The following is a 14,756-nucleotide window of genomic DNA, read 5'->3' as shown; positions in this document are numbered from 1 at the left end:
CTTTTTTGTGAATGCAGAAGATGCAGTTATTTTCCCTTTTTTCGCTCTCCAAACTCGCCGCCGAGGGGGTCTCCCATGCCGCGAACACAGGAATCGAATGCGCAGTCACCGTCAAGGTGACTCGTAGGCCCACGACAGCCGCAGGACGTGTCCAGCAAGGCTCTGGGCTTCGCTGCTGCAGCCCGCACCACACTGATCCTGTCGGTCCGCATCGGCACCTCTCAAAACCGCGCGGATGATTTGGAAACAGCTATGGAAAGCCGAACCGCCATCAACCTCGCCTGCGGCGTGATCATGGCCCAGAACCGTTGCTCGCAAGCCGAAGCGATGGAAGTCCTCACCAAGGTCTCCAGCAACCGCAACAAAAAGCTATGCGATGTAGCCATCGAGCTCATCGAGCGGCTTTCCGGTGGCAACATCCACACCCACTTCGACGCGTGAAAGCAATCGCCGCTACTCTTGGGCCGCTGCCGCTGCAGGCGTGGGGCGCTCCCTGTAGCCGTCGGAGGAAGAAGCTCAACCTCGCTACTGCTCAGGAGACCACTAACGCCAACCCAAGGCTGAGGCAGACGTTGCCGCAGGCCGATGTAGGAGGTTGCGCTGGAAGGGCAGCCGGCGTGCCGCTCCCCAATGTGAGCTGACGTCAGCGAAGCGCTTCTTCGAGCAGTTGCCTGAATTGGGCTTCGCTGTTCAGCGTGAGCTTTTTTCCGTCAAGAAAGAACGTGGGGGTACCGGTGACACCGAGCGCTCTGCCATCGGCGATATCCTGGCGGATCCGCTCCTTTGTTTCCTCTGCCGCTACGGCGGCGTCGAATTTGTTCATGTCCAGTCCGAGTTCTTCAGCGTAGGTCCGGAACAGTGCGGCTTGGGAGTCCTGCTTTTCCCCCCACTGCGGCTGGGTCTCGAAGAGTTTGGTGGCCATTTCCTCGTACTTGCCCTGCTGGGCGGCGGCTTCGACCGCGAGGGCGGCGGTGCCGGAGTTCGCGTGGCCGGGCAGGGGGAAGTAGCGGTGAATAAAGGTGATCCTGTCCCCGTACTCGTACTTCAGTTCCTGCACGAGCGGCTCGGCTGCGCGGCAGGATTCGCATTCAAAGTCGAGAAACTCGACCAGCTGGGCTTTCTCTGTGGCGGGGTTCGTAAGGCGATGGCTGTCCTCGCGAATCAATTGGGCATCGGACGCAGGCGGGGCTGCCTCCGGTGCAGACTTGTTGGCCGAGACCACGGCATACCAGATCACGCCGGTGGCCAGGAGGACCGCGAGGATGGCCCAGATGGCGATCCTCACGTTACGCGCGGTCGAGACAGCGCTCACCGGTCGTCCAATGTCGTCCCGAGGGCCAATGTCACCGGCGCCGGCTTCACCTCGGTTCGGCACCCGGCGCAGCACGTCTCTTCCTGCTCCTCCGCGGCAGGAGCTTCGGGTACTGCAGAGCTACTGGTGCTGGCTGGTGGTGCACAGCAGTCATCGTCTTCCCGGCGGTGACCATGGCCATGCGCCTCAACGGTGTGCGGCAGCGCGCAGCAGGCTTCACCGCGCCAGGCATTTATGCCCTCACGGACCGCGATGCCGGCGATGATCAGGGCTGCGCCGGCGTCGGCCCACCACCAGCCCAGGGTGCTGTTCAGGATCAGGCCAACGAGAAGAACGGCAGAAAGGTACGTGCACAGCAGGGTTTGTTTGGAATCAGCGATGGCCGTACGGGAGCCGAGTTCCCGCCCTGCCCTGCGTTGGGCCCAGGACAACACAGGCATGATGGCCAGGCTCAACGCTGCGATCACGATGCCCGGGGTGGAGTGCTGGGCTTCTTCGCCGCCCGTCAGCGACCGGTAAGCGTCCATGGCTACGAACGCGGCCAGGGCGAAGAACGAGATGGCGATGATCCGCAACGTCAGGTGCTCACGCCGTTCCGGGTCTTTGGAGGAGAACTGCCAGGACAGCGCCATGGCCGAGGTCACCTCGATGACCGAGTCCAGCCCGAAACCGATCAAAGCAGCGGAATCAGCCACGTTGCCGGCCCAGATCGCCACAGCGGCTTCAATAACGTTGTAGGTGATGGTCGCAGCGGCGAACAGCCGGATCCGGCGGTTCAGCACGGCCCGGCGTTCCAGAGGAGGCGCCTGCAGCAGCGTGGTCATGCCAGGCACTCCCCGTCCGGGGCGCAGCAGGCCGGATCAACGGCCAGGACAACACCGAGCAGGTCCTTGAGCGCATGGCCAAGCCGCGCGTCCGCAAGTTCATACCGGGTCCGCCGCCCGTCCGGAACAGCCACCACCAGCCCACAGCCACGCAGACACGTCAGATGGTTGGACATGCTCTGCCGGGATACACCAAGAGAATCAGCAAGATCGGAAGGATAGGCCGGAGCCTCCGAAAGAGCCAAAAGGATCCGGGAACGGGTCGGATCCGAGACCGCATACCCAAACCGGGCCAACACCGGCGCCTGCGTAAGTGTTTCCATAAGCCCGACAGTACAGAAATCGATGAATTCACGCAAAGGTGTAAACAACCTGTGTTGTCCCCCACGACCGATTACTCCCCAACCGCCAGCTGCGCACACCGGAAAGGATTGTGATTGACTATCCCCGATTCGATGTCCGACAGCTGAAGTACTCCGCCTCAGCCGGTCGGGAACTATCCGATTTTCGGTGGATCCACGGATCATGCGCGTGTTGCCCAGGGTGTTGGGCCGCGATTCGGAACTCCTGCAGGCTTTCGTAGTAAGCCACCGTCTCCTTCGCCATTAGGATCCGTTGCTCCGCCAGGGGCGCAACCAACTTCTTGACGGCGGGCACGTCACTGGTGCGGGCAGGCCGGATGCGGAAGGACTCGGTCACAGGCTAATCCTATGAGCGCCGCCCTGCTTGTTTCGGCGATCTGTACAGCCGGAAGCGAGCGTTTTGACGAAGTGTACGGTGACGTGTCCGAAGGGGTTCCCCTACTATCGTGGCATAGCCGTGCGCTTTTATCCTGCAGGAAGCTAAACCGTGCTGCTGAAGGGCGTCGGCAGCGTCAGCGCAAAACAGGTTCGTCGAGCCTTCGTTAACTCCTCAAGAGGCTTCCGGCCCGTTCATCGCAGGCGGACGCTACGTATCAAAAGCAAGACCGGTCAGCGGTGTTGCATAGAAAGGTAGACAGTGAAGTTCGATAAGCAGCCCGCCCCGTGGAGGACATCAACGAGGACGACCTTGAAGTCCACAAGCCCAAGACCGAGGCTGCCGGCGTCAAGGCCGTCATGGTCGCGCTCGAGCGCGCCGTGGCGCAGGCGGGCGTGACCCGCACCGCCCAGTCGCTGCTGCGGCTGAACCAGCGCGGCGGATTTGACTGCCCAGGGTGCGCCTGGCCAGGGGCGCAGATATCCACGACGTCGATGTCATCGCGGGTAATCACTGTGCGCCAGTCGGTGGCCGGGCCAGCCCAGCCGTGCCGTGCTGCGGCTTCGGCCACCTGCCCGGCATCACGGGCCACGAGTACCTTCTGCCCGAACGCCGGAATGTTGAAAAAGCTGGCCACGTTCCGCCACGCATTTGAATGCTCCTTACCCATGAAGGCGTGACCGATGGCGGCAACGCCGAGGGGACGGGCACCGCTGCTTTGTGTCTGCTGTGTCATGGTCAGGGTTTCCTAGAGCGTGGCGGTTTCGGGTGCCCAGTCCTCGGGGAGGGCCGGGGATGCCGGGGCGGAACTGTCAACGTTGATGAACATGCCGGAATCGATGGATTCGGAATTGGACACCATGCTGTCCAGCACGTGATAGGCCAGGTCTGCGGTGGCGCGGTGCGGGACGCCGGCGCGAATGGACCGGGCCATGTCCAGCACACCCATGCCACGTCCGTTCGCGGGTCCGGTTGCAGAGTTGTGGTCCATTCCTTGTCTCCTGCACGCCAAAGCCTGACGTCGCCGTCGAAGTAGTTGGGGTCCGGCAGGGAGATGGTGGCCTCGGTGCCGGTGATCTCAACGAAGCCCATCCGTGCCCGGGGGGACTCAAAGGAGAAAACACTGTGCGAGGAAGCGCCGGACTCGACCGCGCCATCGTCGAGACGTGCGTGGGCACCTCGACGGCGGTCCGGCACCGTACTGGAAGAGGAACGCGGGGTTGGGGTGCCAGGACTCCGGGCCGGGGGTCTGGAACGTGGTCATCGCGGTCAGCGGGGTGCCGATGTCGCCGCGCTGGATCAGCCGCAGCGCCGTTTGGAGGCCAGCGCCGAGGAAGGTGTCCGGGGCGGTCCCGAGGCGGATGCCGGCGGCGTCTGCCGTCTTGAGCAGACCGAGGCCTGATTCGCGGTCCAGGCTGAAGGGCTTCTCGGTCCAGACATGCTTGCCGGCGTTTACTGCAGCGGTGGCGACCTCCACGTGGGCTGCAGGGATGGTGAGGTTGACGATGATCTCGACGTCCGGGTGCTGCAGTGCCTTCTCCGGCCCGCCGAATTCAGGGATACCGTACTTGTGGCTCGTGCCTTGGCCGCCTTTTCGAAAAGGTCGGCGATGACGTGGACCTTCAGGTCCGGGAAGGTGGTGAGGTTGTCCAGGTACTGCTTGCTGATGTTCCCGGCGCCGATAACGCTGACGCCAACCGGGCCCTTACCCGTTGAAAAGGTGCTCACGCCTGTGTGCTCCTTCAGCGGGGATGATGGCCGCCGTGTTGTTTTTCAGGAAGGCCAGGCTGTCGGTGATGCCTTCAAAGATGTCACCCGCGTAGTCGTCGAACTCCACCACGCCCACCTCCAGCGACGTGGCTGCGGCGAGCACGTCCAGGACGGCTACCTTGCCCTGTCCTGCCGGCTGCTGGGCCCTGGTGTCGGTGGTGAGCGGGCCGTCCTTGATATGAATGAATTTCACCCGGTCGCCCAGCCTGGTGAGGATCTCCACCGGGTCCTGGCCGCCGACTGCCACCCAGTAGGTGTCCACCTCAAGGACCACCTCCGGGTCCAGGAGGTCCGCGAAGTATTCCAGCGCCGTGCGCCCCTCGATAAGGGACTGCAGCTCCCACTGGTGGTTGTGATAACCCACCCGGATGCCGTATCCGGCGCCTCTTTTCGCCGCGGCGTTGAGCCTTGCGGCCGTGTCCTCAATGTCCCCGACGGACTGCCAGCGGTTAGCCGGCACGAGCGGGTCGATCACTGTAGCAATGCCAAGTTCTTTGGCCGCGGCAAAAATTTCGTCCTGGTCCTGGCTGAGTAAGGGAGCGTGGCCGGAAGGTGCGGCCAGGCCGTTTTCCTTCAGCGCCGTGCCCAGTTCCCTGGCTGTGGCCACAAAGTTGTACGGCTCCAAGTGGGTGAAGCCGATCTCCGCCACCTTCCTGATGGTTCCTGCCAAGTCCTCCTGGATCGCGTTGCGCAACGTATAGAGCTGAATTGAGTAGTTCATTGATTGTGTTCCTTAGCAAAAGCATTCAAATGGTCGGAGATGAGGCTGGCCGTCAGGGCGCAACGGCTATTGTTTGCGCGCTGACGATCACCCTCGCGTGGGCTGAACCAGGCTGTGCGGGAGGGTGCGGGCTGGGCTGCCGCTCTGCGTGGCTACCGCGCAGGCAGGTTTTCCCGCTGCGGCATCGTCGTTCGTGTATACCCACAGGTCAGCGTCATCGGACGGACCATCTGGCCGCTCCCTGCAACCTTGAACGACTCCCGGGCACTGCTGAATGCCGGCGAATATCAACTTCCTGTCGGAACCCATGAAAGGTCGGGTTAGATAACGATGGCGGACACGTCGCCGCCGTGGACGATCACGTCGAAAACGGTGGTGGACCCGTCCGGCGACGGCACCGTGATCCGGCGCGTGCCGTCCTGTGCTGCGAAGGCCTGGAACTGCATGTCCTGTGCCCAGTCGTAGTCCGGGCGGTCCGAGACCGTGCCGATGGGCAGAATGGCGCCTTCCCGAACCCAGGTTGCCGCTTCCATGACTGAATACTCCTTACGGTGCCAGCGAGGGCCTGCCAACTGTTCCCCGGTTTCAAGGTGGGTCCAGGTTCCTTCCGGCAGGTAGAAGGAGACTGTGCCGGAGGGGTCCATGACGGGTGCTACCAGCAGGTCCGGCCCGAGCATGTACTGCCGGTCCAGGTGGGCGCAGCCCGGGTCCTCCGGGAATTCCATGAAGAGGGGGCGCATCAGCGGTATGCCTTCCGCATACGCTTCTTCGGCTGCCGTCTGCAGGTAGGGCATCAGCCGCATCTTCTGTTCGGTGAAATGCCGGAGGACATCCACGGATTCCTCGTCCACGAGCCAAGGAACGCGGTAGGAGTTGGAACCGTGCAGCCGTGAATGCGAGGACAGCAGCCCGAAAGCGATCCAGCGTTTGAAGATTTCAGGCTCCGGGGTTCCTTCGAAGCCGCCGATGTCGTGGCTCCAGAAGGAGAAGCCTGACGCCGCCAGGGACAGTCCGCCGCGCAGGGATTCAGCCATCGCCGCGAACGTGGACTCGCAGTCACCGCCCCAGTGCACCGGCATCGTTTGGCCACCGGCCGTGGCGGAACGGGCGAAAACAACAGCTTCGCCCTCCCCCAGTTCCTTGGACAGGAGATCGAAGACCGTCCTGTTGTACAACTGTGCGTAGTAGTTGTGCATCCTGTCGGGGTCCGAGCCGTCGTGCCACACCACGTCCGTGGGGATGCGTTCGCCGAAATCGGTTTTGAACGAATCAACACCCTGGCCCAGCAGGCCCCGGAGCTTGTCCTGGTACCAGAGCACCGCGTCGGGGTTGGTGAAGTCCACCAGTCCCATGCCCGCCTGCCACATGTCCCACTGCCACACGGAACCGTCCGCCCGTTTGACCAGGAAGCCGCGCTCCAGGCCTTCCCGGAACAGGTGCGAACGCTGCGCAATGTACGGATTGATCCAGACGCACACCTTCAATCCACGGTCGTGCAGCCGGGCCAGCATGCCCTCCGGGTCCGGGAACGTGGCCGGGTCCCAGACAAAGTCGCTCCAGTGGAAGGACCTCATCCAGTGGCAGTCGAAGTGGAAGACGGACAAGGGAAGGTTGCGCTCCTCCATCCCGTCAATGAAGGAGTTCACGGTCTTTTCGTCGTAGTCCGTGGTGAAGGAGGTGGAGAGCCACAGCCCGTAGGACCAGGCCGGAATCCGTGACGGCCGGCCGGTCAGCTGGGTGTACCGCCGGATGATGTCCTTGGGTGAGGGCCCGTGGATGATGAAGTACTGAAGCTTCTGGCCTTCCACGCTGAACTGGGTCCGGGACACCACCTCGGAACCCACCTCAAAGGACACCTTCTCCGGGTGGTTGACGAACACCCCGTACCCGTCGTTGGTGATGAAGAACGGCACGTTCTTGTAGGCGAGGTCGCTGGAAGTGCCGCCGTCCTCGTTCCAGATGTCCACCGACTGGCCGTTCTTCACGAACGCGCCGAAGCGTTCGCCCAGGCCGTACACATGTGTGCCCACCCCCAGGCTGAGCTGTTCGTGCACAAAGGTGCGTCCGCCGTCGTCCGTGATAACGCCGACGCTGCGGGAAGTGGAACTGGTCAGCAGCCTGCCGTTCCCCAGGAAGTCCACTGCCCAGTCCCCCGAGGTGCTGATCCGTGCCGTGAGGCTGCCGGAGGTGATGCTGGCAGTGCCCTCGTCACGGCTGAACTGCGGCTCTGATCCTGCCCGGTTCACTTCAAAGTGCGGTCCGTTATCCATTCCGCCCTGGAAGTGCTCAATGGTCACACCGATGACGTCCGGCAGGGGCGCGTCGAACGTGACCGTCAGCTGGGGAAGGTTGAGGGCGTCCCCACGGGAGTTGATGCGCTTGGTGGGAGCGTATACCGTGAGGGTCCGCTCGTCCGTCACCACGTCCGACACGTCGCGCGGGTGCAGCGCCGAAAAGCCCTTGCGGTACAGCCAGTAGCCGTCGGTGAATTTCATGGGTCTCAGTTTCCGTTCTCAATGTGGTCAAAGCTGTGTTTCAGGACCAGGGCGCCATACGGGTCCAGGCTCACGTGAAGCCCGTGGGCCTCTCCGGTGAGCAAGTCCACGGACTGCTCGGTGAGCGTCACGGTGCGTGGTTCCGGGCTGTGGTTCAGCAGGAAGTAGAAGCCGGCGCGGGTGGCGAGTTCCACGTCGTGGGGCAGCTCGCCCACGACCGGTGATGTGATGCCGGCCTCTGTCAGGGCTGCCCCCACGATGTAACCCAAGGCAGCAGCAGGCACATCGCAGCCGACGTACCACGCGGTGCCACTGCCATGGACGTTGCGCACGACTGCGGGTTTCCGTGCCAGGGGGCCGGAGGTGAATGTGGCCACCGCAGCAGCACCTGGTCCGTGGAGGCGCAAGTCCTCGGACCAGACGGAGGCCTCAAGCGCATCAGGCAGTTGTCCTGTGCCTACACTCCTGCTGGCGGGACCCAGCTCCATGAAGTCAAGGACGACATTGTCAGCCAGGGGCCGCCATTCCTCCCCGCTGACACCCAGCAGGTCGGCGAGGACCGAAGGGAACCGTCCTTCGCGCAGGTGGCCGTTGCTGTCCGCAAGTCCGCTGAATGGTCCAACGACGGCCGTCCCTCCCTGACTTACCCAGCTAGTCAGTGCTGCTGCATCCTCGTCCTTGAGTAGGAAGAGGCTGGGAACGAGCACCAGGTCGAACCGGTCCAGCGCCGCGGAGGGGTGCACCACTTCCACGTAAAGTCCCCGGCGCAGTAGGGGCCGGTAGTAGGCCTGCAGCTGGTCCAGGACGCCGAGCCGGTCGGTGGGGCAATCCGGGGACTCTGCCGCCCACCAGCTGTCCCAGTCGAACAGGACGGCAATCCGGGACGGTGCGGGGGCACCGGCGAGGAGCCGCAGGTCCTGCAGCCTGCAGCCGAGCTCCGCGACTTCCCGGAACACCCGGGTGTCCTCCCCCGCCAATGGCACCACGGCGGAGTGGAAGCGTTCGGCGCCGAAGGCGGACTGACGGAACTGGAAGAAGCAGATGCCGTCAGAGCCCCTTGCCAGGGCGGACAGGGAGTCCACCAGCAGCGCTCCGGGTTCCTTGGCGCTGTTGTGGGGCCGCCAGTTCACGGCGGAGGCAGCGGATTCCATCAGGAGCCAGGGTTGGCCCTTGGCGAGTCCGCGGCACAGGTCGTGGGTGAGGGCGCCTAGTTCCCAGGTCTGTGGCTGGGCCGGATCGGTGTACCAGTTGTTGCCGATCAGGTCCGTCTCCCCGGCGAAGCTGAAGTAGTCCGCGCCGCGGAAAAACCCCATCAGGTTGGTGGTGACCGGAACATCCGGGGAGTGCTGTCGGATAATGTCCCGTTCCTCGGTGAAGAGCTTCAGCAACGACTCGGAGGTGAAGCGCTTGAAGTCCAGGACCTGGGTGGGATTATGCAGGTACGGGGCCGTCCGCGGCGGCAGGATCTCCTCCCAGGTGCTGTAGCCCTGGCTCCAGAAGGTGGTCCCCCAGGCCGTGTTCAGGTTCCCGAGGGAGCCGTAGCGGCGCAGCAGCCAGGTGCGGAACGCGCCGGCCGCTTCGTCGTCGTAGCTGATCTGCCCCAGCTCGTTGCCCACGTGCCACATCACCACAGCCGGATGCTTGCCGTACCGCTCTGCCAGCGCTGCGGTGACCTGGCGGGCGGCGCTGCGGTAGACGGCCGACGACGGCGAGAACTGGTTCCGCGCGCCGTACCAGAGCGTTGTTCCGGTTGCGTCGGTGGGCAGTGTGCTGGGGTAGCGGTGTCCCAGCCAGGGGGGCGGTGATGCGGTGGGCGTGGCCAGGCAGACCTTGATGTTTCCTTCCTCCAGCAGGGCAAGGATCCGGTCCAGCCAGCCGAAGTTCCAGGTGCCCTCGGTGGGTTGGAGGCGTGCCCAGCTGAACACGCCAAGGGTGACCAGGTTGATGCCCGCCTGCTGCATGAGGCGGATGTCCTCGGGCCACGTTTCTTCCGGCCATTGCTCGGGGTTGTAGTCGGCGCCGAAGAGCAACCCTGTCTGCTCTGTCACGGCGTTCAGGCCGTGGCTTCGAGATCGCATGGAATTCCTTGGTTAAATGATGGACATGAGTAATCGAAAGGTTTCAACTGCCGCCACCATCAGTGACGTGGCGAAAGAGGCCGGGGTTTCTACAAGTACGGTGTCCTACGTGATGAGCGGGAACCGTCCCATATCGAAAGAAACCCGCGATATCGTCGAAGCAGCGATGCGGAAACTGAAGTACAGTCCCCGGTCCAGTGCCCGAGCCCTGGCCTCCAGCCGATCCAATGTCCTGGGGCTGGTGGTGCCGCTTCGCGCTGACGTGAACGTTGGCGTTGTGATGCAGTTCGTTACCGCCGTGGTCACCACCGCCCGATCCTTCAACCAGGACGTCCTGCTGCTGACCCAGGATGATGCCGGCAGCATCGAGCGGGTGACGTCCCAGTCCATGGTGGACGGGCTGGTCATGATGGACATTGAGGCCCGGGATCCCCGTATCCCCGTACTGGCCAGACTGGACAAGCCCGCAGTGCTCATCGGCATGCCGGACGATCCGCGGGGCCTGAGCTGCGTTGACTTCGACTTCGCCGGCGCTTCCCGTACCGCTGTCCGGCACCTGGCGGAATCGGGCCACCGCGGTATCGCCTTCATCGGTTCCCCTCCCGCCTCGCTTCGGCGGCATGCCACCTATGCGGACCGTGCCTTGCGGGGTTTCGAGGAGGCCTGCCGGGAGGATGGGATCACGCATGTCTCGGTTGCCTGCGAGGCGAATTCCAAGGATCTGTCCGGGGCTTTGGACAAGGTCTTTTCCGGCCCCGATGCCGTCACTGCCCTGGTGGTGCACAACGAGGGGCTGCTGCCCATCCTGCGCGAGAACCTCGCCGCGCACGGCCTGTCCGCCCCGGAGGATATCTCCGTGGTGGTCATCGCTCCCGCCGACGTGGCCGCAGCTGCCGTCCGGCCGTGGACGGCGGTGTCCATCCCGGCGATGGACATTGGCCGGGCCGCTGTGGAGATGGTGATGGACCGGCTGAGCCTTGCCAAGCCTGCGGAGCTGCGGCTCATCGCCCCCACCCTCAGCGAAGGGGCAACCACCGCAGCGGTCCGCTGAGGCCCGCAGGGGGACCGGAACCAGGCGGCTCATCCCTTGACTGCTCCGATCATCACGCCCTTGGTGAAGTGCTTCTGCACAAAGGGGTACACGATCAGGATGGGGATCATGGCGAGCACGATCACGGCCATCTGAAGCGCCGGGCCGGCCGCCGCCCCGGTTCCTACATCCACCTGGCCGGGAACCGAGACGCCCTGGAGCACGTAGGACCGGAGCACTACTTGCAGCGGGTTCATGGAGCTGTCGTTGATGTAGAGGATGGCGTTGAAGAAGGCGTTCCAGTAGCCCACACCATAAAACAGCGCGATCACGGCGGTGACGGCCTTGGACATCGGCAGCACGATCTGGGTCAGCGTGCGCCACTCGCTGGCGCCATCTATTCTGGCGCTGTCCAGGATCCCCCGGTCGATGCCCATGAAGAAGCCGCGCAGGATGATGATGTTGAACACCGAGATGCAGCTGGGCAGGATCAGCGCCCAATAGGTGTTGATCAGGCCCAGCCCGGACACCAGCAGGTACGCCGGGATAATGCCGGCGCTGAAGAACATGGTGATAAGCAGGGTGAACAGGATGGGCGTGTGGGCGAAGGATCCCGGCCGGGACAAGCCATAGGCGCAGAGGATGGACACCACCATGCTCAAGGCAGTGCCCGTGGCGGTGACGCCCACGCTGACCAGCACCGCTTTGGTGACCACGCCCCCGCTGAGGATCTGCTGGTACGCGGCGAAGGAGATCTCGCCCGGGACCAGGACCAGGCCGCCGGCCTGGGTGATGGTGGCCTGGGAGGAGATGCTGGTCAGCACGATCGTATAGAGCGGCCCCAGAACGGCAAGGACGACGACGGCGAGTACCACGATCTTGCCGGCCTTCACCACGGCTCCGGGTTCTTCGTCCCAAATGGGGCGTTCCGTTTTAGTGCGCGGCTGCCGGGGGGGCCTGGCGGGGCCGGCAGCAACGGGCAATTTGTTGGTTAGTGTGCTCATTTGGAGTAGACACCGCTCTCACCGAAGATGTGGGCAACTTTGTTGGCAGTCAGGATCAGGGCCAGGCTCACCAGACCCTTGATCAGGCCGGCGGCGGCAGCGTAGCTCCAGTCGCCGTTCTGCACGCCGGTGTAGTACACGAAGGTGTCCAGGACTTCTGAGGCTTCGGCCCCGACGGCGTCCCGCTGCAGGATCATCTGCTCGAAGCCGACCGTCAGGGAGTCCCCCAGCCGCAGGATCAGCAGCAGCACGATGACGCTGCGGAGCCCGGGAAGGGTCACGTGCCACATCCGCTTCCACCGGTTGGCCCCGTCCACCGCTGCTGCTTCGTACTGTGCGGGATCGATGGCGCTGAGGGCGGCGAGGAACACGATGATGCCCCAGCCTGCGTCCTTCCATACAGCCTGGGAGGTGAGTAGGAACAGGAAGGTATCCGGGTTGGTCATGATGTCCACGGCCTGCCAGCCGTGGGCGCGCAGTGACTGGTTCAGCAGCCCGGCACCGCCGAAGATCTGCTGGAAAACGGAGACCACCAGGACCCAGGAGAAAAAGTGCGGCAGGTACATCACGGCCTGGATGGCTGACCGCAGCCGCGGACTGACCAGGGAGTTGAGCAGCATGGCCAGGGCGATGGGAACCGGGAAGAAAAACACCAGCTGGAATGCCGTGATCACCAGGGTGTTCTTGACGGCCAGCCAAAAGTCGGGATCAGCCAGCACCCGGGTGAAGTTGTCCATTCCCACCCAGGGGCTGCCAGGAATCCCGATGTACGGGGAGTAATCCTGGAACGCAACCACGTTGCCCAGCATGGGAAGGTACGCGAAGACGGCCAGCAGGAGTACGGCGGGGAGCGCCATCAACACCAGGGACCGGTCCCGCCTGAACCGGACTCTGAGGTTGGCTTTTGCACGCGGCACGACTTCCACGCCCCTGCCTAGGCGACCATTGATGGCACTGCCACGCTCGGGTGGCGTCCCTGTTGTCATGGGGTCTTCGGCAGGCGGCTCGCCCCCGTTCTCCAGCGGAGGCATCTTGCGCTGTATTCCGGCAGTCATCCGTACCATGTCCTAGGCCAGGAAACCGGCATAGAAGTCCCGGAGTTCGTCGCCGCCCTTGCTCTTCCATCTGGCGAGCTCGGCGTCGAGATCCTTCATGCTCTTGCGTCCCCGGATGATGTCCTTGGCCAGATCGTCAAACGGTTTGGAAAGCGATCCGAACTTGGCCGGCTCCTGGATCTGCATGCCGAAGAAAACGTCCTCCACTACGTTGGGTGCCTGCCGTGCCTCCCACTCGGACTGGGACTTAACCAGTCCCGGGTACTGGACCATGGAGTTCACGATTGGCGGGCTGACAAGGAACGCGTAGGTGCTGGTGACCTCCTCGGTGCCCTTGGCAGTTGCCTTCGGGACGCCCTGCGCATCGCGGGTAAAGTGCACCCCTTCCACGCCGTTATTGATCAGGAGGTTTTCCTCGGTGCCGAACGGGGCGGCCATGAAGTTGGCCAGCGCCAGCATCTCCTCCACCTTCTTGGGCTCAGCTTTCTTGATGAAGCTGAAGATCGCTGCCGGTTGTGCGCGGAAAAGGGTGGGCTTGCCACCGTCGGGGGCAAAGTAGTCCATGGGCTGCATGTTGAACTTCGGGTTGGACGGAAGGACCCGCGCCAGCGCTTCGTGCCAGGAGCCCATCCCGTCTGAGGCCATCAGCGAGGCGCCGGATTCGAATCGCTGCTTGGACTGCTGGGAATTGCCGGCCACGGCATCCGGGTGGACTGAGCCGTCAGCGAACAGTTTGGCGGTCCACTCCAGGGCCGCCCGGTACTCCTCGGTCTCAACCTTGTTCTGCAGCTTGCCGTCCACTTCCTTCCACTTGGGGACGACGCCGTGCATGATCTGCGCGCCGGTCCAAACATCTTCGGACCCCCAACGGTTCTTGGACTCATCCGTGAGTTCCTTGGCCAGGCTGCGGTATTCATCGGCGTTTTTGGGCGGCTTTACACCGAGTTCCTCGAAGAGATCTGCCCGGTAGAATATGGCGTCGGAAATCAGGGCCCCCGGATAAGGCAGCCCGTAGAGGCCGCCTTCGAAGCAGCCCATCTTCCAGGCCGCCGTCGGGATGTTGGCGAGGTTGGGATACTTGTTGACCTTGTCCCCGGCAATGAATTCGGAGAGGTTTTGGAAAACGCCGGCTGCCGCCTGTCCGAACCGGGGCGGCAGGTTCCACCCGGGAATGACCATCCAGTCCGGAACATCCTTGGGTGAAGCCAGGACGGTCTGGACCTTGTCCGCGTAGGCGTTGCCGTCGTTCGCCTGGAAGTTGATGGTGGCGCCCAACTTTTCGTTGACTGCCTTGTAGTAGCTGTTCTCCGGCAGTGCCGGCGGGACAGCCCACCAGGCGGGGGTCATGGCTGTGTAGGTTCCGCCGCTTCCGGGGGGCGTGGGCACGGACTTGACCAGAGAGGAGGGAATGCTGGTGAAGCCCGGGGTGGAGCCCTTCACCGAAGGGATATCAGGTTTGACCAGCTCCAGCGGCTTGTAGGCAGGTACCAGTTTGGCGACCGTTTCCGCCAGGCTTCCGGAGGTCGTTGCCTGCGGTGCGCCGCCGCTGGAGCATGCCGTCAGCGCAGCCGGCGCAGCTGCGAGGAATACTGCCCCGCTGAGAATGCCGAGGAAAGAGCGGCGATTAACGCCTGACGATGCCTCACTAAGCGACCGTGCGGATGATTTGTGCAGACGGCCCTTAGTGGGATCAACATGGGAACCAAGCATAATCGCACTCCTTTGTGTG

At 63.5% G+C, this 14,756-nt stretch carries 11 protein-coding genes and 4 pseudogenes; 3 read left to right on the top strand and 12 right to left on the bottom strand.

Going from position 1 to position 14,756, the window contains the following annotated elements; all coding sequences use genetic code 11:
* Positions 1-147: 147 nt before the first annotated feature.
* Positions 148-441: an ANTAR domain-containing protein gene (locus tag FDW84_RS19825; RefSeq protein ID WP_240721571.1), complete on the top strand. Its 294-nt coding sequence runs from the start codon at positions 148-150 to the stop codon at positions 439-441.
* A 202-nt stretch (positions 442-643) separates the two neighbouring features.
* Here FDW84_RS19825 and FDW84_RS17140 read toward each other — a convergent pair whose 3' ends face one another.
* The 4 genes and pseudogenes from FDW84_RS17140 to FDW84_RS19820 all read right to left on the bottom strand — a co-directional run.
* Positions 644-1,312 carry a DsbA family protein gene (locus FDW84_RS17140; RefSeq protein ID WP_138610704.1) on the bottom strand — a complete coding sequence of 223 codons (669 nt, stop codon included), beginning with the start codon at positions 1,310-1,312 and terminating at the stop codon, positions 644-646.
* A complete protein-coding gene (locus FDW84_RS17135) occupies positions 1,309-2,136 on the bottom strand; it encodes a cation diffusion facilitator family transporter (protein ID WP_138610703.1) in 828 nt (275 codons plus the stop codon). The genes FDW84_RS17140 and FDW84_RS17135 overlap by 4 nt, the downstream gene beginning before the upstream one ends.
* Entirely contained in the window at positions 2,133-2,459 is a 327-nt protein-coding gene (locus FDW84_RS17130) for an ArsR/SmtB family transcription factor (protein ID WP_138610702.1), read from the bottom strand. The genes FDW84_RS17135 and FDW84_RS17130 overlap by 4 nt, the downstream gene beginning before the upstream one ends.
* Before the next feature lie 211 nt (positions 2,460-2,670).
* A pseudogene (locus tag FDW84_RS19820) lies at positions 2,671-2,835 on the bottom strand (N-acetylglutamate synthase); the annotation flags it as partial.
* 300 nt (positions 2,836-3,135) lie between these two features.
* Between FDW84_RS19820 and FDW84_RS17120 the strand changes: the two are divergent.
* A pseudogene (locus tag FDW84_RS17120) lies at positions 3,136-3,344 on the top strand (hypothetical protein); the annotation flags it as partial.
* Here FDW84_RS17120 and FDW84_RS19815 read toward each other — a convergent pair.
* The 5 genes and pseudogenes from FDW84_RS19815 to FDW84_RS17095 form a co-directional block, all read right to left on the bottom strand.
* Positions 3,332-3,610: pseudogene (locus tag FDW84_RS19815) on the bottom strand (gfo/Idh/MocA family oxidoreductase); the annotation flags it as partial. The pseudogenes FDW84_RS17120 and FDW84_RS19815 sit on opposite strands and share 13 nt — an antisense overlap.
* Positions 3,611-3,622: 12 nt before the next feature.
* Positions 3,623-4,602, bottom strand: a pseudogene (locus tag FDW84_RS17110) (Gfo/Idh/MocA family protein).
* Positions 4,580-5,365 carry a sugar phosphate isomerase/epimerase family protein gene (locus FDW84_RS17105; protein WP_138610701.1) on the bottom strand — a complete coding sequence of 262 codons (786 nt, stop codon included), beginning with the start codon at positions 5,363-5,365 and terminating at the stop codon, positions 4,580-4,582. Before FDW84_RS17105 ends, FDW84_RS17110 begins: the two are co-directional and overlap by 23 nt.
* Positions 5,366-5,685: 320 nt before the next feature.
* Entirely contained in the window at positions 5,686-7,860 is a 2,175-nt protein-coding gene (yicI, locus tag FDW84_RS17100) for an alpha-xylosidase (protein WP_138610700.1), read from the bottom strand.
* A gap of 5 nt (positions 7,861-7,865) precedes the next feature.
* On the bottom strand, positions 7,866-9,938 hold the full coding sequence (locus FDW84_RS17095) for a beta-galactosidase (protein WP_138610699.1): 2,073 nt from the start codon (positions 9,936-9,938) through the stop codon (positions 7,866-7,868).
* Positions 9,939-9,963: 25 nt separating this feature from the next.
* On the opposite strand from FDW84_RS17095, the gene FDW84_RS17090 reads away from it, so the two are divergent.
* On the top strand, positions 9,964-10,989 hold the full coding sequence (locus FDW84_RS17090; protein WP_138610698.1) for a LacI family DNA-binding transcriptional regulator: 1,026 nt from the start codon (positions 9,964-9,966) through the stop codon (positions 10,987-10,989).
* Positions 10,990-11,018: 29 nt separating this feature from the next.
* Here FDW84_RS17090 and FDW84_RS17085 read toward each other — a convergent pair whose 3' ends face one another.
* Genes FDW84_RS17085 through FDW84_RS17075 form a run of 3 tightly spaced genes read right to left on the bottom strand, consistent with a single transcriptional unit; the run spans position 11,019 to position 14,737 of the window.
* Positions 11,019-11,972 (bottom strand): carbohydrate ABC transporter permease, encoded by a 954-nt coding sequence (locus FDW84_RS17085; RefSeq protein WP_138610697.1) that lies wholly within the window; start codon positions 11,970-11,972, stop codon positions 11,019-11,021.
* Entirely contained in the window at positions 11,969-13,027 is a 1,059-nt protein-coding gene (locus FDW84_RS17080) for an ABC transporter permease (RefSeq protein WP_240721570.1), read from the bottom strand. The genes FDW84_RS17085 and FDW84_RS17080 overlap by 4 nt, the downstream gene beginning before the upstream one ends.
* 12 nt (positions 13,028-13,039) lie before the next feature.
* Positions 13,040-14,737 (bottom strand): extracellular solute-binding protein, encoded by a 1,698-nt coding sequence (locus FDW84_RS17075; protein WP_138610696.1) that lies wholly within the window; start codon positions 14,735-14,737, stop codon positions 13,040-13,042.
* Positions 14,738-14,756 lie beyond the last annotated feature (19 nt).

The sequence above is a fragment of the Pseudarthrobacter sp. NamE5 genome, assembly GCF_005796225.1.
Lineage (GTDB): Bacteria > Actinomycetota > Actinomycetes > Actinomycetales > Micrococcaceae > Arthrobacter.
The sequence above is the reverse complement of the archived record's forward strand: the minus strand, read 5'-3'. Positions and strand labels throughout refer to the sequence as shown.